A 21,348-nucleotide genomic window follows, 5' to 3' on the forward strand; every position below is an offset into this window, starting at 1 on the left:
TCAGCGGAACATCAGGAAATACAGCAGGAACACGTTGCAAGTGAGCAGCGCGAGCGCAGTGGGCACCTGGGCGCGGATCACGGCGTTCTTGTCGGGCAGCTCCAGCAGCGCCGCGGGCACGATGTTGAAGTTGGCCGCCATCGGCGTCAGCAGCGTGCCGCAGTAGCCCGAGAGCATGCCGATGGCCGCCATCACCGCCGGGTTGCCGTGGTACATGCCGACCAGGATCGGCACGCCGACGCCGCCGGTCATGACCGGGAAGGCCGCAAAGCCGTTGCCCATGATGACCGTGAACAGCGCCATCCCGACCACGTACACGGCCACGGCGAAGAAGCGCACGTCCATGTTGATGTAGCTGGTGGTGATGTGCGCGACGGCCTTGCCCACGCCCGCGTCGGAGAACACCAGCCCGAGCATGCCGAGCATCTGCGGCAGCACCAGCGCCCAGCCCAGCGCATCCGTGAGGCGGCGCGATTCGCGGATGCCCTGCACCGGCGTTTCGTTCGTGAGCCTGCAGGCCAGTGCCAGCGCGACGATGCAGCCGACGCCCAGGCTCACCAGGGTGGTGTTCTTCGGGTCGAGCAACGGCGTGCCGCCGAACACGAGGTATTTGGCCGAGAGGGTGCCGACCATCGTGACCAGCGGAATCGCCAGCGCCGGCATGAACAGCTTGTTGCCCAGCCGCCGCGCGCTCGCCGCGTACTCCGCCGCGGTGCGTTCGCGGTGGCGGCCCACGCCGACGCCGCCGAAGGCGGCGATCAGCGCCATGACCACGACGCCGACGCCGACCCAGACCGGCGGCACCTGGTCGCCGATGAGGAACACCAGGGAATACAGGCCCCAGAAGAAGGCGCTCGAATAGCGCTTGGGATGCTGCCGGTCCCTGAGCGTCATCACCGCGGTGATGGCGAGGATGGCGCCGACCAGATCGTAGAGATGAGCGATGGAGAGCGTCATGATCAGGCAGCCTTCACTGCAACGGCGTCATCGGTGGCTGGCGCGGGCGCATCGCCGCCGAGTTCGCGCGCCAGCATCCGGTCCAGCCGGCGCAGGCGCCAGGCGTGGATCACGAAGGCGCAGGTGGCGGTCGGAAGGCCCCACAGCGCGACATGGATCGGCTCGACGTCGATGCCGGCCTCGCGCAGGAAGGTGGTCATGAGCACGATCGCACCGAAGGCCACGAAGATGTCTTCCCCGAAGAAGAGACCCACGTTGTCGGTGGCCGCGGCGTAGGCGCGCAGCTTGTGCCGGATGCGTTCGGGCAGCTTGCCGTAGCGCGCCTCGGCCGCACCCTCGGCCATCGGGGCCAGCAGCGGCCGCACCATCTGCGGATGGCCTCCCAGGCTGGTGAGACCGATCGCGGCCGTCAGCTGCCGTGCGCCGAGGTAGACGATCAGCAGCCGGCCGACCGTCGCGGACTTGATGGTGCTGATCCAGTTCTGGGCATGCTGTCGCAGCCCGTGGCGCTCCAGCAGGCCGATCACCGCCAGCGGCAGCAGGATGATCAGCGGCAGGTTGCGCGTCTTGATGAAGCCGGTGCCGATCGTCGCCAGGATCTTGTCGACCGGGAAATGCGCGGCAAAGGCGGTGACGACGGCCGTGACGATCACGACCAGCATCGGATTGAAGCGCAGGATGAACCCCGCGATGATGACGGCGACCCCGAGCAAGGGCCACAGGTTGATGTCGGTAGGCAAGGCGGTTACTCCTGAATGAAAGGTGATTGACTCAACAGATCAAGAATTCGATTGAGTCAATGGACATGAATTGTTCAACAATTCAGACAAAATTGCTCGCAAGTTGCATGCCAATTCATAGGTAGAAACCCGGATTTCGTTGAGCAAACGGGAGAAAACGGGGGGCAACATCTGCTACAACCGTGAACAAATGAGCCTTGCCACGCCCCCCTCTCCCACCGTCCAGACCCTCAGCGAGCGGATGGCCGAGCAGCTGCGCCTGAAGATCACCCAGGGTGAGTTCTCGCCGGGCCAGCGGCTGTCGGAGCAGGCACTGAGCGACAGCCTGGGGATTTCGCGCAACACGCTGCGCGAGGTGTTCCGCATGCTGACCAAGGACGGGCTGGTCAAGCACGCGCCCAATCGCGGGGTGTTCGTGGCCATCCCCAGCATCGCGTCGATCATCGACATCTACCGGGTGCGCCGGCTGATCGAGTGCCAGGCGCTCGCGCAGGCCTATCCGCGCCATCCGGCCAAGAAGAAGATGCGCGAGGCGGTGGAGACTTCGCTGCGCTGCCGCGCCGGCGGCGACTGGCTGGGCGTGGGTACCGCCAACATGGCTTTCCACATGGCCATCGTCGAGCTGGCCGACAGCGAGCGGCTCAACCTGCTGTTCGAACCGGTGCTGGCCGAGCTGCGGCTGGCATTCGGGCTGTTGCGCGATCCCGAGTTCCTGCACGCCCCGTACGTGGACATGAACGTGAAGATCCTGGAGCTGGCGGAAGCCGGCGACTACGCCGGCGCCGCCGCCGCGCTCAACGACTACCTCGTGCACTCCGAGCGCATCGTGCTGGCCGTCTACGCCAGGCACATCAGCGACGCCGGCTGGGAGAGCTGACGCCGGCTGGCGGCGCCGGCTGCGCGGTCCGGCCCTACTCGGGCTTGAAGTCGATCGACTTGAGCACCGCCCCCATGCGCTGATAGTCCGCGCTCAGGGACTTCGTCAGCTCCTCGGGGCTGCGCGGCTGGCCGGCCTCGAAGCCGATGTCCTGCAGCCGCTCGCGCACCGCGGGCAATGCCAGCACCCTGAGGGCGGCTTCGCGGACCTTGGCCTGCTGCGCCGCGGGCACGTCCGGCTTGACCCACAGGCCCATCCAGCCCGTGGCCTCGAGCTGCGGATAGCCGAGTTCGGTGAAGGTCGGCACATCGGGCAGCAACGCCGAGCGCTTGGGCGTACTCACCGCGAATGCCTTGATCTTTCCGGCCTTGACGAGCGGCAGCGAGCTCGGCATGGCGTCGAACATCAGCGGCACGTGGCCGCCCATCACGTCGGTCAGCGCAGGCGTCGATCCCTTGTAGCCCACGTGGGTCATGTCGATCCCCGCCGCCTTGTTCAGCTGGAGCCCCATCACATGGGAGAGCGTGCCCGCCGTGTAGGAGGCGTAGTTGACCGTGCCGGGATGGGTCTTGACCCACGTCATCAGCTCGCCGAAGTTCTTGGCCGGCACCGAAGGCGAACCGACCAGCACCAGGCCGCCGCGGCTGAGCTCGGCCACCGGCTTGATCTCGGTCGCCATGTCGACGCGCAACTTGACGATGTGCGGAATCTCGCTGACCAGCGAATTCACCGCGACGAGCACGGTATAGCCGTCATGCGGGGCCTGCGAGAGCTCATTCACCGCGAGCACGCCTCCGGCTCCGGGCCTGGGGTCGACGACCACCGCCTGGCCGGTCTCCCGCGACAGGTTGTCGGCCAGCAGCCTGGCGATGATGTCCGCCGAACCTCCGGCGGGGCCGGCGGCGATGATGCGCACCGTCTTGTCGGGCCATTTCGGCGCATCGGCGTGAGCCATCGATGCCGCCAGGCAGATCGCCGCAGCGCTTGCGAGGGACGCGGCGCGTGCGACATGCCGCATTGCCTTCTTCGACTTCATGATCAGTCTCCTTGTGTCTGGGGTCAGGGCGCCCAGCGCAACCGCGCGAGCACCAGTATGGCGAGAAATCCGCTCTCGCCGAGCATCAGTGCCACCGGCTCCAAGCCGACCGTGGCGAGGTCGCGCAACGGCGTCTTCAGACCGCAGCCAGCAGGTGGTCCTGGAATGCTTCGCGCAGCTTGTTCTTCTGCACCTTGCCTGTCGGCCCGAGCGGAATGTGGTCGACGAACACCACGTCGTCCGGCGTCCACCACCTGGCGATCCGGCCGTCGTAGAACCCGATCAATTCGTCGCGTGTCAAGGTCGCTCCCGGCTTCCGGGTCACCACCAGCAGCGGGCGCTCGTCCCACTTCGGATGACGCGCCGCAATGCAGGCCGCCATCGCGACGGCCGGATGGGCCATGGCGATGTTCTCCAGGTCGATGGAACCGATCCACTCGCCGCCCGACTTGATCACGTCCTTGCTGCGGTCGGTGATCTGCATGAATCCGTCGGCGTCGATGGTCGAGACGTCGCCGGTGGGGAACCAGCCGTCGACCAGCGGACCATCGCCCTCCCCCTTGAAGTAGTTCGAGATGATCCACGGGCCGCGCACCATCAGCTCGCCGGCCGAGGTGCCGTCGCGCGGCAGTTCCTCGCCGTCCGCGCCGACGATCTTCATGTCGACGCCGAACACCGAACGCCCCTGCTTGGCCTGGATGGCCAGGCGTGCCTCGGTGTCGAGTGCCTGCTGCCCCGGCTTCAGGGTGCAGACCGTACCCACCGGGCTCATCTCGGTCATGCCCCAGGCGTGCAGCACCTGGACGTCGTAGCGCTCCTGGAAGGCGCGCATCATCGCCGGCGGGCAGGCCGAGCCGCCGATGACCGTGCGGCGCATCGTGCTGAACTGCAGGCCCTGGCCCTCCACATGCGCCAGCAGGCCCTGCCAGACGGTGGGCACCCCGGCCGACATGGTCACGCCTTCGGCCTCGAACAGGTCATGCAGCGATTTGCCATCGAGCCAGGGGCCGGGAAACACCAGCTTCGCGCCGACCATGCATGCGACGTACGGCAAGCCCCAGGCGTTGACATGGAACATCGGCACGACCGGAAGGATGACGTCGTTGGCCGAGCAGTTCAGGGCATCGGGCAGCGCCGCGGCGTACGTGTGCAGCAGTGTCGAGCGATGACTGTAGAGCGCGCCCTTCGGATGGCCGGTCGTGCCCGACGTGTAGCACAGCGACGAAGCGCGCTTCTCGTCGAAGGTGGGCCAGGCGAAGTCGGCCGACTGCGCCTCGACCAGCTCTTCGTAGCAGAGCAGGTGGGGCAGCTTCGACGACACCGGCATGTGCGCCCGGTCGGTCATCGCCACGAAGGCCCTGATCGTCGACACGCGCGAGGCGATCGCCTCGACCAGGGGCAGGAAGGTCAGATCGAAGAACAGGACCTGGTCTTCCGCATGGTCGGCAATCCAGACCACCTGGTCGGGATGCAGGCGCGGATTCAGCGTGTGCAGCACGGCGCCCGACCCGGAGACGGCGTAGTACAGCTCCATGTGGCGGTAGCCGTTCCAGGCCAGCGTGGCGACGCGGTCGCTCTCGCCGATACCGTGCGCCGCCAGGGCGTTGGCCAGGCGGCGCGAACGCTCGGCGAGTTCGCGGTAGGTGGTGCGGTGGAGGTCGCCCTCGACCCGGCGCGAGACGATTTCCTGCTCGCCGTGATGGCGCTCGGCGTGGGTGAGCAGCGTCGAAATCAGCAACGGCTGCTCCATCATCAATCCATTCATGGAGATCCTCTTTGGTTCGGTGGGTTGGAGATTCGGCCGGTTCAGGCCAGGGCCTCGCGCGCTGTCTGCGCCGGGCCCCGCTTCGGCAGCTCGGCGTGGTCGGTGGCTTCGGCGGCTTCGCGGGCCCGCAGGAGATCGGACTCGTAGGTGCGTGCGGCCACCAGCAGCGCGCCGGCAGCCAGCACACTGAAGACGGGCACCGCCGTCAGCGCGAATTCGAGCGTCCAGGCGTCCGACAGGAAGCCTGCGATGAGCGGTCCGGCGGCGAGGCCGAACAGGTTCTGGAACAGCGAAATCACCGATGCGCCGGTGGCGCGGATGCCGGGGTGGATCACGTCGATGACCGCCGCCGGGAGCGGCCCGACCGTGCAGGTCATCAGGAAGCCGCCCACCGCCAGCAGCGCGAACTGCGCCTGCGCGCCGATGGCGAGCCCCAGGCTGGGAGCGCCGAAAGCCAGCACCAGCACCAGCATGGACGCCATGCACAGCAGGGCCACGACGTACAGCCTGGCGCGCGGACGGTGCCGGCCGGCGCGATCGGCCACCGCGCCCCAGACCACGCTGCCCAGCGCGCCGCAGAGCACGACCAGCGCCGCGTTCATGGCGGCCTTTTCCGGCACGACGCCGTGGACGCGATTGAGAAAGCTCGGCAGCCAGGACCAGATCGCGGAGACCACGACCAGCTGCGCCGCACCGGCCACGCAGAGCCACAGCATGGTGCGCGTACGGATCAGCGCCTGGGTGATGGCGCCGGCGGCGCTGCGCGTCGAGCGCGTGGCCCGGTCGAGCCTCGGCGTGAGCTTGACGGTCGGATAGTCGCGCACCTTGAGGTACAGCAGCGCGAGGATGAGGCCCGGCACGCCCACGACGCCAAAGGCGGCCTGCCAGCCGAAGCGCGCCGCGATCATGCCGCCGAGCAGCACGCCCAGCACCGAGCCGACCGAGGCGGAGGCAAAGAAGCCGGCCAGCAGGGCACCGCGCAGCCGTGCCGGGAAGTGGCTGGCGATCAGCGCGGCGCCGACGGAGCCGTAGCCCGCCTCGCCGAGGCCGACCATGGCGCGGGCCGCCAGCAGCTGGCCGTAGCCGCGGCTGAACATGCACGAGATCGACGCCAGGCTCCAGACCAGGCCCATCACGACCACGCTGCGGACGCGGCTGCCGCGGTCGGCAAGCAGCGCCACCGGGATGGCGCCCAGGGCGACGGTGACCGACACCGCCGACACCAGCCCGCCGAGCTGCTTGTCCGAAAGGGCCCATTCGGCCTTGAGGTATGGAAAGAGCGACACGATGACCTGGCGGTCGATGTAGTCGACCATCATCAGGCCGATGGTCATGGCGAAGGCGAACCAGGCTTGCCCGCGGCTGAACAGGTAGCCGTCCTCGTGCCCTTGCGTCGCTTCGCGAAGCGCAGCGGTGTTCATGCTCAGAGCGCCAGGACCGTGGCGCCGACCGTCCGGCGCGATTCGAGTGCGATGTGCGCCTCGGCCGCATCGGCGAGCGGGAAGACCTGCTTCGGCTCGCTGACGATGCGGCCTTCCAGCACATGGCCGAACAGCTCACCGGCCATGTCGAGCATGTGCGCGCGCGGCATGATGTAGTGCATCATCGCGGGCCGCGTGAGCCACAGCGAGCCCTTGGTGGCAAGCGTCATCGTGTCGATCACGACCGGGCCCGACGTGGTGCCGTTGCTGACCAGCACGCCGCGCGGGCGCAGGCTGTCGAGCGAGGCTTCCAGCGTGTCCTTGCCGACCGAGTCGTAGACCACCGGCACGCCCTTGCCGTCGGTGATCTCCCGCACCCGTTCGGCGATGTTTTCCCGCGAGGTCACGATGGTGTGCGTGCAGCCGTTGGCGCGGGCGACCGCAGCCTTCTCGTCGGTGCTGACGGTGCCGATCATCGTCACGCCCATCGCGCGCGCCCACTGGCAGGCGATCAGGCCCACGCCGCCGGCGGCCGCGTGGTACAGGATGGTCTCTCCGCCGTGGAGCGGGAAGACCTGGCGAAACAGGTACTGCACCGTCATGCCCTTCATCATCAGCGTCGACGCGGTGCGGTCCGACACACCGTCCGGCAGCGGAATCAGCACCTCGGCGGGCATGACGCGGACGTCCGAGTAGGCGCCCTGCGGTCCGATCAGATAGCCCACGCGGTCACCCACCCTGATGTCGGTCACGCCGGGGCCGACGGCCTCGACGACGCCCACGGCATCGGAGCCCAGCCCGCTGGGCTTCGGCAAGGGATAGCGGCCGGTGCGGAAATAGATGTCGATGAAGTTGACCGCGACGTAGCTGTGGCGCACGCGCGCCTGGCCGGGGCCCGGCTCGCCGACCTCGGCGTTCTCCAGTTTGAGCACCTCCGGGCCACCGGTCTCGTGCAGGCGAATGGCTCTTGCCATGGATGTCTCCTAGTGATTCGAAATCTCAGGCCGCCTTGCGCAGGAAGCCCTGATGGGCGCCCTTGCGGTTGGGCGCGAAGCCGTTGGCCAGCAGCGACTCCTCCACCGTCTTGTAGAAGACGCCGATCTTGCAGATCTCGCGCGCCTGCCGGGCGCTGGCCACCTCGCGGCCGAACTCGCGCGAGATGCGCACCAGCTGCTCGATCTGCTCGACCGTGCTCATCTTCTTCGTGCGGGCCTGGTTCCACAAGTTGTCTTCGGTGCCGCAGCGCACGTGCAGGCCCATGGCGATGCCCATCATGTTGACCGGCAGCACGTTGCGCATCGAGCTTTCCACCGTCAGCACCGCGCCGTCCGGCGTGGCACGCACGAAGTTCGACAGGTTGTAGATGTTCGGCGCGTCCATGCCGCCGCTGATCGCCACCCAGTTCATGACCAGCGGGCCCTTGTAGATGCCGCGCCGCATCAGGCGCTCGACCGACTCGAAGCTGTTGATGTTGTAGCACTGGAAGGCGCTCTGGATGCCGGCTTCGTTCAGGCGGCGAATGTGCTCCTCAGCCCAGCCGGGCTGGGCCGGCACCGTCATCTCCTTGTAGGCGTTGAAGACCGCCGGGTCTTCCATCGAGGTGCCCTTGTAGTCCTCGTACTCCCAGTGCTCGACCACGTTCATCTGCGAGGTGTTGATGGTCACCGTGACCTGGTCGGGCTTGGGGTCGAGCTCGGCCAGCATGTGGCGCGTGTCGTCGCTCAGCCACTTGGCGGCCGCGCCCTCGGACTCCGGCGCGAAGCTGATGGAGCCGCCCACCTGGATGATCATCTCGGGCACCGCGTGGCGCACGCCGGCGATCAGTTCGTTGAACTTGGACAGGCGCTTGCTGCCCTTGCCGTCGAGTTCGCGCACGTGCAGGTGCAGCACGGTGGCGCCGGCGTTGTAGCAGTCCACCGCCTTCTGGATCTGCTGCTCCATCGTGACCGGGATGTCCTCGGGGAAGTCGGAGGGCACCCAGGCCGGCGCATAGGGCGCCGCCGTGATGATCAGGGGTTGCTGGTTTTCGGGATACAGGGAGCCGTCGAGAAAGTTCATGGTGAAGACCTCGTGGGAAAGGGAACAGGAAGGAGGAAGGAGGAAAGAGGAAGGAGAAGAAGATCGCTCAGAAGGTCGCTTCGCCGACGATGCCGGCGCGCTCCATCTTTCGGACCGCGGGCCAGTAGTCCTGCACGGCGTAGTGCTGGGTGCAGCGGTTGTCCCAGAAGGCCATGCTGTTCTTCTTCCAGCGGAAGCGAACCTGGAACTCGGGAATGGCGGCCTGGCTGATCAGGTAGTTCAGCAGCTGGCTGGCGCCGGGCGCGTAGTCCTGGCCGTAGCGCACGTTCTCGGGCGTGTGGAAGTTGACGAAGTGCGTCGTGAAGCCGTTCACGAAGAGCACTTTTTCACCGGTCTCGGGATGCGTGCGCACCACCGGATGCTCGGCGTCGGGGTACTGCGCCTTGAGCTTGTGGCGCTGCTCGATCGGCATCGCCGCGCCGAAGGTCGCCTCGATGCTGTGGCGGGCGCGCAGCCTGGCGATCTGCACCTTGATGGTCTCGGGCAGGTTCAGGTAGGCCGCGGCCATGTTCGACCAGATCGTGTCGCCGCCGATCTCCGGCGTCTCGACGCAGCGCAGCACGCAGCCGAACGGCGGCTTGTCGCGCCACGTGGCGTCGGCGTGCCAGGCGTTCTCGTAGTGCTCCTTCTTGCTGTCGAGGTCCTTGTAGATGCGCACCAGCCCCGGGTGTTCGGGGTCGCTGCCGGCCACCGGGTGGTCCTCCAGCTCGCCGAAGCAGCGCGCGAAGGCGACGTGCTCGGCACGCGTGATGTCCTGATCGCGAAAGAAAAGCACCTTGTGCTTGAGCAGCAGAGCGCGAATCTCGGCCATCAGGCCGGGATCGCGCGAAGCCGCGCCAAGGTGCACGTTGCGCAGTTCGGCGCCGATCGTGCAGGTCAGCGGTTCGACCTTGATGGAGGTCTTCAGCGCCGCGGCCGAGACGACGGCGGGTCCGGCCGGCAGCGGGCTCGGGAGGGTGACTGAGTTCATGGGCCTGTGTGTCTCCGTGGTGAGCCTCTGGACGGATCCGGGCTCGTTGGGGGGGAGCGAGCCGCGATCCGGCGGCTCCGCAGGCACCGAGAATAGGCAGAAGGCCCCGCCGGCGCCCCCTCCTTGCAGGAGGGGCACCCACCCCACCCCAACCCACCCTGGCGGGGGCGGCGGCTCGGCCGCGGGTCAGTCCGCCGGCTGGATCAGCCCGAGGATGCGGGCACGAAGCACGGCCTGCTTGCGGGTACCCGCATCCAGCTTGGCGAAGAGGTTCTTCACGTGCCACTTGATGGTGGTCTCGCCGACCTGCATGGCGCGTCCGATTTCCTTGTTCGACAGGTTGCGTGCCAGCAGCTCCATCACCTCGCGCTCCTTCGGCGTGAGCACCATGCCGAAGGACGCGGCAGGTCGTGGCGGTTCCGGCATCTTCGCGGTCGGCCGCGGCGCCGACGCCGGAATAGCGGTGAGGACTTCGCGCCCCGACCCTTCTGCCGCAACCTTGCGCACCCAGTCGCCCAGATCGGGATGCGCGTCGGCGAAGACGCGCCGAAGACCGTAGGTATCCGCCAGGTCCATGGCTTCCTGCAGGCGTGTCTGCGATTCCTCGCCGCACCGGTCGAGGGCGAAGGCATGCAGGCCGAGGATTTCGATATGCAGGCGGCCCTGCTGGAGCGCCCGCGCCAATTCGTCGGCGCGCGACAGCGGCTCCAGCGCAACACGCCAGTCCTTCGCGGCAATCGCCGCATACCCCCGGGCCACCTCGCGCAGGATGTCCACGCTGCGCCGCCAAAGCCGGCCCTGGGGCCATGCGTCGTCGCGCAGCAGTGCATCGATCCGCTCGCAGAGCTCTCGGCAACTCGCCGCGCGGTATCGCCCGGCATGCATCCGCACCTGCTCGGTCAGGCTTGCGATGCGCAGACGCGGCAGCCCTCGGGCGGCGCCGACGGCATCGAGGGCGCCGAGCAGCTCGAGCGCACGGTGTTCGGCGCCCTCGGCCGCCGCAATGCGCGCCATGGTCCGGTAGGCCAGCAGCAAGGACTCCGCGAAGCCGCTGCGCTCGAGGATGTCCAGCCGGTCGGCCAGCAGGGCTGTCGCATCGTCGGGACGGTCGCACTCCCAGGCCGCCGCGGCGAGCAGCGCCGCCAGCATGCAGCTGAACCGGTTGCGCCGCCCCAGGTCGGCCTCGGCGCTCGCCACGGCCGGCCGCAGAAAGCTGTCGGCAAGCAGGATCTGCCCTTCCCAGATGTAGCTGAGCCCGACGATGAACTCGCCCCAGCGTCCGATGTACCCCACGCCGCGGCCGAAATCGCCGCGCGGCGCCTGTTGCTCGCGCAGGCGCGCCAGGGCCGGCTCGCCTTCGAGCAGCGCACGGTACGCCGTCCGGTTGGCATGCACCTGCAGGAGCATCGGATCGCGCAGCGGCGCTGCATCCGCCCAGGGATCGTGCAATGTCGCGAAGCGGTCCGGATCGTCTGCGAACAGCGCCGCACCGCCGAGGATCAGCGCGCATTCGCAGCGAAGCTCGTCGTCGACCTCGGGCTGGGCCAGGATCCGCGCCACCAGGCGCTCGGCTTCCTCGTGGCGTTCGCTGACTCCCAGGGTCCAGGCGGCAGCGAGCAGGAGCCGAGGCCGCCGATCCAGTTCGGCAGCCGGGAGCTGCGCCAGCCATTCGAGCACCGCCCCCTGGCGGCCATGTCTCATGATGGACTCGTAGAGGCTGCGCTCGGCCAGCCCATAGGCCTTCTGCTGCTCGCCTGCGGTCAAGGCATGCCGGGCCGCGTATTCGAGCAAACCGTGGTCGGCGAGCCACGCCGCCGCGCGCGCATGCGCCTCGCCCTGCTGTGCCGCGGTCAAGGCCGAAAAGAGCTTGCGCAACACGTCGCGCGCGAGGGTGTGCATGCGCAGCCAGTCGCCCCGTTCGGCCGCGGCGAAGACCGGCGTGTCGCGGCTCAGGCGCGCCAGTCTTTCGGTCGCGTCTTCGTACTGCGTGACTGCGCGGCACAAGTCCGGATGCAAATGGTCCAGGATCGAGATGCGAGTGAGGAAGTCGCTGTCGCCGGGGTCGAGGTTGGCGAGCAGCAGCTTCACGAAGTGGTCATGCAACTCGCCGCCCAGCGCGGCCATGCTCGCGACATCGGCGTGCGCATCGACACCGCGTGCGACGATCGTCAGTGCAAGCTGAAGGCCCAGGGGCCAACCCTCCGTCAACTCATGCAGCCGGGCGGCGGTGTCGTTGTCGAAGCGAAGTCCCAGCCGGCCTCGCACGAGTTCCAGGGTTTCGGCAAGCCGGAAGCGAAGCGAGGCCGGCCCGATCACGACGCATTGGCCGTAGGCGATGAGATCATCGATGTCCAGTCGGCAATCGGGACGCGCGCCGATGATCACGCGCAGGTTCGGCGGCGCATTGCGCAACAGATAGGCCAGGGCTTCGCGCGAGGCCGGCGGCAGGCGATCGGCCTCGTCGACGATCAGTACGACGTCGAGCGCCGACTGTGCCAGTTCCGCGAGCCACACCGTGACGCCCTCGAGGCCGCCGGGGCCGACGGCTTCGAGCAAGGTATGGCCGAAAGTGGACCGCCCGGCTGCGCGCCGGACCGCCAGAGCGAGGCTCTGCGCCAGCCGCTGAGGGTCGTCCTGAGGCTGGCCCGACAACCAGGCGACCACCGACCCGTGGGACAGATGCTCGAGCCGCCACTGTGCCAGCAAGGAGGTCTTGCCGAATCCGGCCGGGGCTTGCACCAGGATGGCGGGAAGATCCCGAATCGCGGCTTCGGTCGAAAGGAGGCGCGCACGCGAGACCAGATGGCGAGGCACCCGCGGGGGAGCGACCTTGAGCAGCAAGTCATCGTCGACTTCGGCGGGACCACGCGTCACGAAATTCCCTCTGAGAACATGAGGAGGTGCGGAAGTCGACTGCCCGGTGCGATTCAGGTGACTCGACAGCTCCCCGTCGCGCAAAGGCAACCCTGCAGCTTCGGGAATTCTAGCTTCGCCCTCGACGTGGCTGAGGGAGCGAATTCTGCCCCCCTGCGAAGGACGGCCTTTGACGTCGGCCGAAGGCGGACGCCTCAACCCGGAATATTCGGCTCGACCAACTGGGCCAGCGCGAGCAGCGACTCCTGCCAGCCCAGGTAGCACATCTCGGCCGGAATCACATCGGGGATGCCTTCCTGCACGACGGACATTTCGGTGCCGCAGGACACTGGGGTCAGCGTCACGGTGGTCTTCATGGTGCCCGGCAGGTTGGGGTCGTCGAACGTCGCATCGTAGGCAATGCGCTGGCCGGGGACAAGTTCCAGGTACTTCCCGCCGAACGAGTGGCTGTGGCCGGTACCAAAGTTGGTGAAGGACATGCGCCAAGCGCCCCCGACCACGGGCTCCATGTGATGGACCTGGCCCGTGAATCCGAAGGGTGGCAGCCAGCGCTCGAAAGCGCTGGGTTCGACGAAGGCACGGTAGAGCCGGTCCGGTGAAGTGCGCAGCACGCGGTGCAGACGGATGGTGTTGGTAGCCATGGTGGTTTTCTCCTGAAGTTGCTGAGGATGATCCTCACTGACACGACGAATGAGCCTGCGGAAAATCGACACCGCGCGACGTCTGCCGGTCTCTGCGGGCCGTCCTGTACGACATGTTCAGCCGAGGCGTGCCGGCCCGTTGGACTCGGATGCCTGCAGCGGTACGGCTCCAGTCGCCATCGGCCCGGAGCCTGGGGAGGATGGCGCCGCCAGACTGCGCTTCATCAGCCATGGCACACCCGGCAGGCGCAGGCCCATTGCAAAGAGCGCATCGCGCCAAAGTCCGCCGCCCTGGGCCTGGAAGCAAGGAGTCAATGCCCTGCTGAGGGTCTGAAACGCCTGCGACGGTCGCAGCCGCTGGCGCGAGTACTCCCGCGCCGCTTCGGATGCGCCGTGGCCCGCCACGGCTTTGGCAAGGGCGAGGGCATCTTGGATGGCGAGTGTGGTTCCAAGGCCGAGTTGGGGGCTCATGGCGTGCGCGGCATCGCCCACGACGCACAGAGGTCCCTCGCCCATGGCGCGCGGCCACGTGTGGCGATAGACCGCAAACGACAGGTCGTCGTGGCGTCGAATTTGATTGACCACGGGCGCCGCCTCCGGCCAAAGCGACAGCACATGCGAGCGCCATGCGCAGAGGTCGCCCGCATGCCATTCGCCACAGCGGTCGACGCGAAGACTCCAGAAGAACGAGAGGCGAACCACGTGGCCTGAGACCTCGGTCGGCAGAAGGCCCATCATCTCCGACGTTCCCCTGAACCGCTGGAGCAGGACATCCGGCTCTTTCCACTCGGGAACCCAGAACTGGCCCCACAGGGCGCCCCACCGGTAGGTCTTGGAAGGGCCTGCAAGGCCGACGTTCTCTCTCAGGCGCGAAGCGGCCCCGTCAGCGATTGCGAACAGGTCGAAATCTGCGCCCCCTTGATTCGTCATTGTCCGTGCGCGCCCATCCAGCGCCGTGAGGGATTGGACCTCGCACCCGAAGGAAAAATGGACCCCGGTCCCTTGCGCTGCCTGGTAGAGCACTCGGGAAAGCGCAGCCCGGCTGACGGCACGGGCTGGCGAGCCCTCGTAGTCGATATCGACGACGCGCCACGCGCGGTGGCTGGCCCCGAGAAGCCGCCTGATGGGAACGCTGACGCTGTCGAACTCACGCCGTACACCCAGTTCTTCGAGTGCGCGCAGGCCCTGCGGCTGGATGAGCAGCCCGGCACCCAGCGGTTCGAGAGTCGGATGCTTCTCGAAAACCTCAACCCGGTGGCCTTGCCGGCTCAATGCAATGGCTGTGGCCAGACCGGCAGGTCCGGCGCCGGCAATTCCGATGTTCAGTTTGGTTGACGGCGATTGCATGCGGTGCTGAGTCGAACCGCTTGAGCATATAGCACCGTCGGGTTGCGGTCCTCAAGCAGACTTTTGGAGAAGTGGTTCCTGGACGGGCATTTGACTGTCACTGAGCAGGCCTCAACAATGAGACAAGCATCCGAGGAGTACCCCATGAAGCAACGACGCGTCAACTGGGAAGTTGCAGGCCCGTTTCCGATTCGCGTTGCTGCAGCAGCCATGCTGCTCGCATGCGCGACGCTGGCCGGTGCACAGACGGACACGCCTCAGCAGCGCTATGACAGCCTCATCGCTCGCTGCAACGATGGCACGATGCCCCGCCCGGAGCGCGATGCGTGCGTGCGGGACGCCGGCCTCGCTCTGCAGCAGGGTCGATGGGGGAGCTCGGGAAATTCTCAGACAGAAGACAGGTCCACGGTGATCTCACCCAGCGGTGCATCGCGCGCCGGCACCGACTCCAGCACCGTCTTCACCTCGCCGGACGGCCGTGCAGTCATCGTGCCGCCGGCCGGCTCCGCACCGCCCGCCGGCGCCGTGACGCAATAGGCGATCATCGGTTCAGATGACGCGGCGGGAGCCCAACTCAAGGGTCACCGGCGCCGAAATCGAACAGGCGCCAAACCACGCCAGCGTCTAAAGGCCCGGCTGAAAGAGAACTCCGACTGGTAGCCGACGCGCACCGCGATCTCGGAAAGCCGCAAGTCGGTCTCTTGCAGCAATTGCGCAGCAACGCCCATGCGCCATCTCGTGAGGTAGTTGTGCGGCGGTTCGCCCACCGAGGCGTTGAACTGTCGGGCGAAGGTCGCGCGCGAGACGCCGGCCTCCTTCGCCAATTCTTCCAATGTCCAGCCGCGCTCGGGCGACTCGTGGATGCAGGCCAGCGCACGTGCCAAGTGCGGGGTGCGCACAGCGGAGAACCAATCGTCGACACGTGGTGCAGCGGTGTTGGCCCAATCACGCATGAAATATACGAAGAGCATGGATAGCAGGTTGCGCACGACGATCTGATTGCCGAAGTTCGGCGTCTCGACCTCGGCCTGCAGAAGGCGCATCGTGTCGCCCAGCGCGGAGTCGCCCGGTTCACTGCCGGGGCGCAGGTGCACCACGGCTGGCAAAGCGCGCATCGCCGGCAGCGCAAGGTGCCGGTCAATGCCGAACTCGCCGCAGATCAGCGTGCATGCCTCGGTCGCGGAATCGGCGACGCCATTGCGCCGTGCCATGAATTCGGCGAGCGGCAGGGCCTTGCCGCGGACCGAATGGGCCACTTCGTGCGCCCTGCCCCGGGGGAATAGCACCAGTTCACCAGGCAAGACCTCGATGGCTTTCGCATCAGACTGACGCACGACGGCGCGCCCCTCGGCCACGAAGTGGAACACCGCGGCGTCGCGCGCGTCGACGGCAAAGCCCCAAGGACCGGCCACGCGCGTGCGTACCAGCACCATGCCGTCGGCGCGCACTGTCCTGAGCCAACCGTTCAATGCCTGCATTGCCGCATGGTAGCGAATGAGACGATTGGTTATTGAATTGAGACTTACACGCATGGATCGTCTGAGCAATTGGCGCTCCAATCGCTGCAACGCCACGCATTCGTGAGGCGTGTCAAAACCCGGAGAAATCATGCAAAGAGCCAAGATTCAAGCTGCAGTGGCCACCATCTACGACCAGATCTTCAATGAAGGCCAAGCCGATCTGCTGCCGGGCCTCGTCGCAGGTCCTTACATTCAGCACAATCCACTGTTCCCGAACGGCACGGATTTCATCACCGGCTTCATCAAGCAGGTCAAGACGGTCCCGTGCGAAGTCAAGCGCGTCGCGATCGATGGTGATCTGGCCTTCATCCACGTGCGGTATCTGGATTGGGGTGGCAAGGAAACCGCGGGCGTGGACATCTTCCGCTTCGATGCCGATGGAAAGATCCTCGAGCACTGGGACGTGCTGCAGCCGGTGCCAGAGACGGCGAACAACACGAACACGATGTTCTGAGCGAGTCGAAATGACGCTCACACCCCAGTGAGGTCGAATCGCAGGTGCGTGCGTGCAGCCGTCTCGCCCGAGCATTTCGAGCAGCTGCTCTTCACCCAGCAGTCATGGGGCGTGCGCGGCGGCATGTCATGCGACCTTCGGTTCGGACAGGACGGCCGTCAGCGCAAAGTCGACGAGATGGAGCCAGGTCGCTTCGAGGCCCATGATGCTGTGGTGGTTGGAGCCGGGAATCGTCTGTACGCTGATGGGCGTCGGCCAGGCGGCGATGAGCTTCTGCGAGCGCTCCGGCAGCACGACGTCGTCCGACTCGGCCAGCAGTACCTGGGTTCTTGCGGCGACCTCCCGGCTGTGCGCGAGCGAATTGAACGGATGCCGCAGCAAGATCGAAAGCGGCACCAGCGGAAAGCGCTTCCTCGCCACCTCCAGCATCGAGTCGTACGGCGTGACCAACTGGAGGCTCGAGAACTCCTGTCGCGCCACCAGCTGGATGGCCACGCCCGTCCCCAGGCTTCGGCCGACCACGTGCAGGCGTACCTTCGGCAATGCCCGGCGCAGGTGATTGGCAAACTGGATCGCGTCCGTGACCGAAGCGACTTCGGAGGGGCGACCTTCGGAATCGGCCACCCCCCGATAGTTGACCGCGGCGAAACCGAAGCCTTCCGGCAGCCAGTGCAGGGCCTTGGCGGTGGCGCGGACGTCCTCGCCTCGACCCGCGAAATAGATGAGCAGGTCCTGCAGCGCAGCCTCACCCTGGGGGTGATAGACATACCCGCGGACCATCCCGCCCGGCACGGTGTGAGAGTAGGTGGAAAAGTCGTCGGACAGATGAACGACCGGGTGGCGCTTTCGGGCGTCGAACAGGATGTGTCCCTGGCGTGTCGCCAGGAGGGTCCAGTAGGCCGCGATGCTTCCAAGCGCGGCCGCCGAGGCCGAGAGGGCGATGCGAGAGACTTTGGATGACAAGGTGGGGTCCTGACCGCCTTCCGAGGCTAGGGGGTATCGACCCGAAGGTCCGCAACTGGCCCGACAGAAGTCGGTCGGTCGTGAGCTTAGCAGCACGCTCCTGGCGCCTGCTTGCATTCATGCGGTCAAACCCGCTTGACAGCATTTCACGAATTGATGATATTTATGATCATAAACACCGAACGCGTATGCCACCCAAACCCAAGCCTCCCCTGCTGCGCGCCAAGCGCGTCAAACGCTCCGACCAAGTGGTCCACGGCATCAAGCGCTGGATCGTCCAGACGCAGCAACAGGTGGGCAGCAGGCTGCCCCAAGAGAAAGAGCTGATCGAACAGATGGGCGTTTCGCGAGGCACGGTGCGCGAAGCGCTGGCCGCGCTGCAGGTGCAGGGGCTGGTGGCCCTCAGCACCGGACCCAACGGAGGCGCCACGCTCACGCAGACCTCCTACGAACAGTGCCTGGAGGCGGTGTCCAACTTCCTCTATTTCCAGCCCGTCGACATCACCATGCTGTACGCGTTGCGGCGCGTGGTCGAGCCCGAATTGGCCGCCAACGTGGCCACGCGCCTGGACGAGGCCGACCTGGCCGAGCTCGAGGCCCTGATCGGCCACAGCCATCCGGCGCATGGTGGCAGCGAAGACTGGAACGAGCGCCGCGAGGCCGACCTGCGATTCCATGACCGGCTGATCGACGCCTGCAGCAGCCCCTTTCTGGGACTCGTCTGCCGCCTGCTCAACGACGTCATCCGGCGAGTGATCATCGTGCGCCATGCGCTTCCGGAGTTCGACCGCTTCGACGAGGAAATCCTGCACAGCCACACCGACTTGCTGGATGCGCTGCGCGCCCGCGACGCCTCGCGGGCGCGCGAGATCATGCGGCTGCACATGGAGCATGCCGAAGCGCTGGCCCTCGAAGCCGAGTCCCGGGTCGACCGCGGCAGTCTGCTGATGAACCCGAGCGGCTAGGCGCGATCGCGGCGCGGATCACCCGCTGCCGCCGCTTCACTTCCAACACCTTCCTTCACCCCGGTCGAGCCGGGGTGCCGGGTTTCCTTTGTCTGAAATTTCTGGAGTCCACACATGAATCAACAACAAGCGCTATGGCGGCTGAGTGCCGTCGACATTGCCGCTGCCGTGCGTCGGCGCGACGTGTCCTGCCGCGAAGTGGCGATCAGCGTGCTGGCGCGCATCGAGCAACTCAACCCGCAGATCAACGCCCTGGCCGAAGTGCTGGCCGATGAAGCGCTGGCCAGCGCCGATGCCGCCGACCGGCTCACGCTGCGTGGCGATGCACTGGGCCCGCTGCACGGCGTGCCGGTCAGCATCAAGGTCAATGTGGACCAGGCCCACCATGCGACCACCAATGGCGCGATCCCGCTGCGCGAGCACATCGCACGCGAGGATGCGCCGCTGGTGGCGCACTGGCGCAACGCCGGAGCCATCATCGTCGGACGCAGCAACACGGCCACTTACTCGTCGCGCTGGTTCACCGACAACGGCCTGCACGGGCGCACGCTGAACCCCTGGGATGCGGCCATCACGCCCGGCGGCTCCAGCGGCGGCGCGGCGGCCGCAGTGGCCAGCGGCATGGGCGCATTGGCGCACGGCAACGACATCGGCGGCTCCATCCGCTACCCGGCCTATGCCTGCGGTGTGCTCGGCCTGCGCCCCACGGTCGGCCGGGTGCCGGCCTACAACCCGAGTGCAACCGCCGAGCGCGGCATCACCCCGCAGCTGATGTCGGTACAAGGGCCGCTGGCGCGCAGCCTCGCCGACCTGCGCCTGGGTTATGAGGCGATGGCACGCCACGACGCTCGCGACCCCAACTGGGTGCCGGTGCCGCTCGAACTGCCGCGGCCTGCGGGTCCGATTCGCGTGGCGCTCTTCAGAAGTTCCCCCGGCTTCCCCGTGGACCCGGCCGTGACCCAGGCACTGAACGACGCCGCGCGCTGGCTGCAGCAAGCGGGCTATGACGTGCAGGAAGCCGAATTGCCCTTCTTCGCCGAAGCCGCCGCCTTGTGGCGCACGCTGACGGTCGACGACAGTCGCCGCAACATCATCGCCGGCGTTGAAGACCACGGCGACGAGGTCATGCAGCGAAGTCAACGCAACCTGCTGGCCGGCATGGCCGAAACCGATCGCGATGGCTTTCTGGAGGCGCTGGCGCGGCGCCAGGCGCTGCTTCGCAGCTGGTCCGTTTTTCTGCAATCCCATCCGCTGGTGCTGATGCCGGTGTCATGGCAACGCCCGTGCCCGCAGGACGAAGACGCCGGCACGCTGGAGCAGGCGCGCGCGTTGATCGATGCCCAGAGTCCGCTGCTGGCGACCGCCGCGCTGGGCCTGCCAGGCCTCTCGGTGCCCACCGGGATGGCAGGCGGCGTGCCCATCGGCGTGCAACTGCTGGCTTGGCGCTTTCGCGAGGATCTGCTGCTGGACGCGGGCCAGGTCCTGGAAGACGCAGCGCAGTTCACCCCGTTCACCGCCCGGTAATTCCCTCTCCGTCTCCATCACTTCAACCAGGAGTTTTCCGATGAGTCAACGCAACCCCGCTTCCGCCATCCCGCTTTCGCGTCGCAACGTGCTCGCGGCTGCCGCCATGGGCCTCGGTCTGGGCGCCATGCTTCCGACCGCAGCCCTGGCGCAAAGCGTCAATCGCATCATCGTGCCCTTCCCACCCGGCGGCCCGGCCGATTTCATGGGCCGCCTGCTGTCGGAAAAACTGAAGGACGAACTCGGCCGCACCATCATGGTCGACAACCGTCCCGGTGCCGGCACCCGCCTGGCCGCCGAGGCGCTGAAGAACGCGCCTGCCGATGGCACCACCGTGCTGCTGGCACCCGTGGACCCGATGTTCATCGGCCCGGCGATCTACGCCAACATGCGCTTCAATCCCGCCACCGATTTCAAGCCCATCACCGACGTGACCGGCGTGCAGTTCGGTCTGGCGGTCAGTGCGGCCTCGCCGGTCAAGACACTGGCCCAGTTCGTCGAGGCCGCCAAGGCGCATCCCGATCAAGGCTCGATCGGCATCACCACGGTGGGTTCGCTGCTGCACTTCCTGGCGATGGACTTCGTGGCCTTGTCGCACTCTGGCGCCACCCTGGTGCCCTATCGCGGCGGCGCCCCCATGGTCACGGAACTGCTCGGCGGCCAGGTGAGCGCCGGCATGGATGCCACGACCACGCTCACCGAGTACCACCGGGCCGGCAAACTGCGCGTGCTGGCGGTGGCCGGCAACAAGCGTGCCGACGGACTGCCCGATGTTCCGACCTTCGCCGAATCGGGTTACCCGACGCTGGTGGCCTCTTCGCGCTACGTGCTCTACGCCCATGCCAACACGGCACCGGCCACCATCGCACAGTGGAACCGGGCCATGCGCAAGGTGCTTGCCATGCCCGACGTGCGCGAAAAACTGGGCCGGGTCGGCTACGACTTGCTGCCCGGCGCGTCAACGGAGGAGGTCGTCCAGTACACCGACGCGCTCGCCGCACGCTGGCTGCCGGTCATCAAGGCCTCGGGCTACAAGGGCGACTGAAGGGTGGCGTACGACGCGCGGCCGAGCGCCAACAGGCGTGGGACACATCCCCCACATCGAGAACCCCAGGGGTTCGCCGATTCGCTTCTGAATGCGTTGAAGCCGGCGCCGTAGACCGGCGGTTACATTTTTCATGACGCGCCGACTACAACTTGGCTCATGGCCGCCGA

Annotated in this window: 19 protein-coding genes; 6 read left to right on the plus strand and 13 right to left on the minus strand. The window is 67.1% G+C overall.

Going from position 1 to position 21,348, the window contains the following annotated elements:
• Entirely contained in the window at nucleotides 1–957 is a 957-nt protein-coding gene (locus AC1DYK_RS21585) for a DUF979 domain-containing protein (RefSeq protein WP_478168175.1), read from the minus strand.
• Nucleotides 958–959: 2 nt separating this feature from the next.
• On the minus strand, nucleotides 960–1,697 hold the full coding sequence (locus tag AC1DYK_RS21590; RefSeq protein ID WP_478168176.1) for a DUF969 domain-containing protein: 738 nt from the start codon (nucleotides 1,695–1,697) through the stop codon (nucleotides 960–962).
• 190 nt (nucleotides 1,698–1,887) lie between these two features.
• Here AC1DYK_RS21590 and AC1DYK_RS21595 point away from each other — a divergent pair, with 190 nt between their 5' ends.
• Nucleotides 1,888–2,574: a GntR family transcriptional regulator gene (locus AC1DYK_RS21595; RefSeq protein WP_478168177.1), complete on the plus strand. Its 687-nt coding sequence runs from the start codon at nucleotides 1,888–1,890 to the stop codon at nucleotides 2,572–2,574.
• Between the two features lie 34 nt (nucleotides 2,575–2,608).
• Here AC1DYK_RS21595 and AC1DYK_RS21600 read toward each other — a convergent pair whose 3' ends face one another.
• The 9 genes from AC1DYK_RS21600 to AC1DYK_RS21640 all read right to left on the minus strand — a co-directional run bounded on the left by AC1DYK_RS21600 (nucleotide 2,609) and on the right by AC1DYK_RS21640 (nucleotide 14,707).
• The gene (locus AC1DYK_RS21600) at nucleotides 2,609–3,610 is read right to left on the minus strand and encodes a Bug family tripartite tricarboxylate transporter substrate binding protein (RefSeq protein ID WP_478168178.1); all 1,002 of its coding nucleotides are present in this window, start codon (nucleotides 3,608–3,610) and stop codon (nucleotides 2,609–2,611) included.
• 136 nt (nucleotides 3,611–3,746) lie between these two features.
• On the minus strand, nucleotides 3,747–5,375 hold the full coding sequence (locus AC1DYK_RS21605) for a 3-(methylthio)propionyl-CoA ligase (protein WP_478168179.1): 1,629 nt from the start codon (nucleotides 5,373–5,375) through the stop codon (nucleotides 3,747–3,749).
• 41 nt (nucleotides 5,376–5,416) lie between these two features.
• Nucleotides 5,417–6,796: an MFS transporter gene (locus tag AC1DYK_RS21610; protein ID WP_478168180.1), complete on the minus strand. Its 1,380-nt coding sequence runs from the start codon at nucleotides 6,794–6,796 to the stop codon at nucleotides 5,417–5,419.
• A gap of 2 nt (nucleotides 6,797–6,798) precedes the next feature.
• The gene (locus AC1DYK_RS21615; protein ID WP_478168181.1) at nucleotides 6,799–7,770 is read right to left on the minus strand and encodes a quinone oxidoreductase family protein; all 972 of its coding nucleotides are present in this window, start codon (nucleotides 7,768–7,770) and stop codon (nucleotides 6,799–6,801) included.
• Nucleotides 7,771–7,795: 25 nt separating this feature from the next.
• Complete coding sequence (locus AC1DYK_RS21620) at nucleotides 7,796–8,854, minus strand: beta-keto acid cleavage family enzyme (RefSeq protein ID WP_478168182.1); 1,059 nt, start codon at nucleotides 8,852–8,854, stop codon at nucleotides 7,796–7,798.
• A gap of 67 nt (nucleotides 8,855–8,921) precedes the next feature.
• Nucleotides 8,922–9,845, minus strand: coding sequence for a TauD/TfdA dioxygenase family protein (locus AC1DYK_RS21625; RefSeq protein ID WP_478168183.1), 924 nt, complete (start codon nucleotides 9,843–9,845; stop codon nucleotides 8,922–8,924).
• A gap of 186 nt (nucleotides 9,846–10,031) precedes the next feature.
• On the minus strand, nucleotides 10,032–12,719 hold the full coding sequence (locus AC1DYK_RS21630) for a helix-turn-helix transcriptional regulator (protein WP_478168184.1): 2,688 nt from the start codon (nucleotides 12,717–12,719) through the stop codon (nucleotides 10,032–10,034).
• A 194-nt stretch (nucleotides 12,720–12,913) separates the two neighbouring features.
• Complete coding sequence (locus AC1DYK_RS21635) at nucleotides 12,914–13,360, minus strand: SRPBCC family protein (RefSeq protein WP_478156144.1); 447 nt, start codon at nucleotides 13,358–13,360, stop codon at nucleotides 12,914–12,916.
• 117 nt (nucleotides 13,361–13,477) lie between these two features.
• A complete protein-coding gene (locus AC1DYK_RS21640) occupies nucleotides 13,478–14,707 on the minus strand; it encodes an FAD-dependent oxidoreductase (protein WP_478168185.1) in 1,230 nt (409 codons plus the stop codon).
• Between the two features lie 144 nt (nucleotides 14,708–14,851).
• Here AC1DYK_RS21640 and AC1DYK_RS21645 point away from each other — a divergent pair, with 144 nt between their 5' ends.
• Complete coding sequence (locus tag AC1DYK_RS21645) at nucleotides 14,852–15,244, plus strand: hypothetical protein (protein ID WP_478168186.1); 393 nt, start codon at nucleotides 14,852–14,854, stop codon at nucleotides 15,242–15,244.
• Between the two features lie 44 nt (nucleotides 15,245–15,288).
• Here AC1DYK_RS21645 and AC1DYK_RS21650 read toward each other — a convergent pair whose 3' ends face one another.
• Complete coding sequence (locus tag AC1DYK_RS21650) at nucleotides 15,289–16,185, minus strand: AraC family transcriptional regulator (protein WP_478168187.1); 897 nt, start codon at nucleotides 16,183–16,185, stop codon at nucleotides 15,289–15,291.
• A gap of 157 nt (nucleotides 16,186–16,342) precedes the next feature.
• On the opposite strand from AC1DYK_RS21650, the gene AC1DYK_RS21655 reads away from it, so the two are divergent.
• The gene (locus AC1DYK_RS21655) at nucleotides 16,343–16,681 is read left to right on the plus strand and encodes a nuclear transport factor 2 family protein (protein WP_478168188.1); all 339 of its coding nucleotides are present in this window, start codon (nucleotides 16,343–16,345) and stop codon (nucleotides 16,679–16,681) included.
• A gap of 126 nt (nucleotides 16,682–16,807) precedes the next feature.
• Here AC1DYK_RS21655 and AC1DYK_RS21660 read toward each other — a convergent pair whose 3' ends face one another.
• Nucleotides 16,808–17,644: an alpha/beta hydrolase gene (locus AC1DYK_RS21660; protein WP_478168189.1), complete on the minus strand. Its 837-nt coding sequence runs from the start codon at nucleotides 17,642–17,644 to the stop codon at nucleotides 16,808–16,810.
• A gap of 188 nt (nucleotides 17,645–17,832) precedes the next feature.
• Between AC1DYK_RS21660 and AC1DYK_RS21665 the strand changes: the two genes are divergently transcribed.
• The 3 genes from AC1DYK_RS21665 (at nucleotide 17,833) to AC1DYK_RS21675 (ending at nucleotide 21,178) form a co-directional block, all read left to right on the plus strand.
• Nucleotides 17,833–18,609 (plus strand): FadR/GntR family transcriptional regulator, encoded by a 777-nt coding sequence (locus tag AC1DYK_RS21665; protein ID WP_478168190.1) that lies wholly within the window; start codon nucleotides 17,833–17,835, stop codon nucleotides 18,607–18,609.
• A gap of 114 nt (nucleotides 18,610–18,723) precedes the next feature.
• Complete coding sequence (locus tag AC1DYK_RS21670) at nucleotides 18,724–20,133, plus strand: amidase family protein (protein WP_478168191.1); 1,410 nt, start codon at nucleotides 18,724–18,726, stop codon at nucleotides 20,131–20,133.
• Nucleotides 20,134–20,173: 40 nt separating this feature from the next.
• Entirely contained in the window at nucleotides 20,174–21,178 is a 1,005-nt protein-coding gene (locus AC1DYK_RS21675; RefSeq protein ID WP_478168192.1) for a Bug family tripartite tricarboxylate transporter substrate binding protein, read from the plus strand.
• The last annotated feature ends 170 nt before the right edge of the window (nucleotides 21,179–21,348 follow it).

Source organism: Variovorax sp. P2_H12 (genome assembly GCF_056403395.1).